Genomic DNA, 2,514 nt, shown 5'->3' with positions numbered 1-2,514 from the left:
GCCCTGGGTGTTCCGGGTCCCGCCCTGCGTACCACCTTGGGTGTTCCCGGTCCCGACCTGCGTGCTATTGCTGTTGCCGTTCACCTCATTAAAAACATTTCCGTAAGACCCGCCATTGTTGAAAACAATGGTAACTCCTGCGGGGATTTCAGGATCGTTGCGGAGTTCCGCGGAAGCCTGGCCCGCTGTTGCGCCCGCCAGTGCCACGGCAGCGACAAAAGGCAGGGTTGCGTAGATGCCAAACCTTTTCACAGCACCCCTTTCTTGTTGTAGATAGAGATAGGAACCTTTGTGGACTAAACTGTCGCAACACATCACTCCATAACTACAGCAACACGGCAATGTCACCCATACAGAGTGTTAAGCAGACTGCACCGTGATTGTGGGATTTTCTGCGTGCGGGACTCCCATGGCCCACCGGGGCCAGACCGACGCTCCTGCGGTGGACCGGCCGGACTCATCGGGCTCGGCGACGTATTCGAGCTTGTCGCGCACCGCCGCCACCACGGGGCCGGGAGGTCCGAATAGCGCGTCGAGCATGTTCTGCTCGACCGGTCGACTGTTCTCCAGCCGCTCCAACTACTGCTGGGCTAGCCCTGCTTGGCAGCTCGGTCGACCTGCTCGCGAACGCCGCCTGCCCCGCTCCAGAACGGTGAGGCCGTCGCGATCAACGACGTACCGACAAGCAAAAAAAGGGGGCGAGAACTCGAAGAACTCTTCCCACGGCCGGAGCCTCGGTTGGCTCTCTGGATTACATGCAGCACGTCGATGCGTTGCGTTCACAAGACATTCATCCATGACCGTCCGTGCATGCCGCATTACCGCTGCACTCCCGCCGCCAGGCCGTCGCCCAGAAGATACAGAAGCATTATTCGACTGACGCCCACGACAGGTTCGGCAGGGAGGTTCTTCGCCCCCGGCAGAACGTCCACGTGTTCGGCATCCTGGGCGAGGCCGGGATGCTGGATGGCGCGTGGAGCTTCACGGTCCTCAGCCCTCGGTTTCGCCGTGGCCCCTGGGAATTCGGCCTGTTCATCGACTTCGGCCTGCCAGCCACAGCCCGAGCAGCGCGATTTTCGCGGTCATCGCGATCCCAAGAACCCCACTGGGCCAACCACTGACCCAGCACCGTCAGGCTGCCACGCCGCCGGCAGGCTGCTTACCCTCGCCCGCTTCCGCCCAGGAACGGCTGGCCGGCGAGCAGCGCAACCGCGTGCGGAACCTGCGACACCACCTCTGTCCCCGTCGCCAGCGACCAGGAGCTGGGTGCTGTTACAGACCGTGTGCGGCCAGCATCCTGTCGCCGTCGCGGAAGCCTTCGTCTCTACGCTTGCGCCGGCCACCCAGGTGGCGCACCGAGGTGGCACACCCGCATGCGCCGGAGATTCCGGCCGGTGTCCGTGGCCCCGACGGACCGATAGACCGCTGGAGCACGGACGAAGGACAAGACAGAGCGCCGCCGGGTGAGGAGGTACCCGCCCCCGCCCTGGTCCAGCATGGTCGGCGGCCAAGTAACCGGGCTGGAGCCGAGCCGGGACGCAGGTGTAGCTAATTCCAGCTACAGGGCCGCCCGAGTCTATATGTGGATTGCGGCGATCTTTTGCCGTCGAAGTAAATTGACGGTAACGGGCTCAACGGAGGCCCTGAGGTCGTTCGGATCTAAAGTGTGGGTCTTTCTAGTGACAAGCGGTGTGGTTAGGCCCCTTAATAGCCCACGATTCGAGTTGACTCAGCCGACGCGTGAGACCAGTATCGGGATTGTAACTTCGCCGCTGTGCAGGTATCCAGGCGCCCAGGGATTACAACGCGCGGTGCTTCTTTTCCCGCACACCGGCCTCCAGGGGCTGCACTGGCACTCAGCCCGGCAGCAGAACTGAAGCACCCGGCGGAGCCAGCACCTTTCAGGTGTGGGATGAAGGAAATTCACGGCTAATGCGCTGGGCCTTCAATTGGCCGGACGTGTCTTCTGAGTGGCCGACAACACCACGATCGGATCGGACCACGCTCTGCGCATCGCATGACCAGACGCCAAAGCGAATAGTGCTTAATACGGAAGAGAGGAGCACGCGCGTGCGGCACACTCGGAAGCAGAAGATGGCGACAGCAATAGTGTCGGCGACAATGGCTGGAGGAATGGCCGTCATCGGGGCCCCTGCCTCAGCGGCGCCGGCGGTGACCGGCGCAGTTTCCCACGTCCAGACGCTAGCCAGTAAAGGTACATCGCAGGCTCAGACCCTGCTGCCGGAAAAGCCGTGCAAGCAGAAACACTGCAATACCGGCAACAATCAGGGATCGCGGAGCGGCAGGGGTGGCAACACCCAGGGCGGCACCCAGGGCGGTGGCAACGGCAACACCCAGGGCGGCACCCAAGGCGGCAGGGGTGGCAACACCCAGGGCGGCACCCAGGGCGGCGGCAACGGCAACACCCAGGGCGGCACCCAGGGCGGTGGCAACGGCAACACCCAGGGCGGCACCCAAGGCGGCAGGGGTGGCAACACCCAGGGCGGCACCCAG

2 protein-coding genes are annotated in these 2,514 nt (G+C 63.5%); one reads left to right on the top strand and one right to left on the bottom strand.

The window, feature by feature from the left end:
• A partial coding sequence (locus ABZ642_RS09325; protein ID WP_360479651.1) for a hypothetical protein occupies positions 1-252 on the bottom strand: 252 nt, incomplete at its 3' end.
• A 1,881-nt stretch (positions 253-2,133) separates the two neighbouring features.
• Between ABZ642_RS09325 and ABZ642_RS09320 the strand changes: the two genes are divergently transcribed.
• The coding region (locus tag ABZ642_RS09320; protein ID WP_360479648.1) for a hypothetical protein at positions 2,134-2,514 on the top strand (381 nt) is incomplete at its 3' end.

The organism is Streptomyces sp. NPDC007157, assembly GCF_040634235.1.
Taxonomy (GTDB): Bacteria; Actinomycetota; Actinomycetes; order Streptomycetales; family Streptomycetaceae; genus Streptomyces.
Note: the sequence above shows the minus strand (reverse complement) of the source record. Positions and strands in the feature narration are given on the sequence as shown.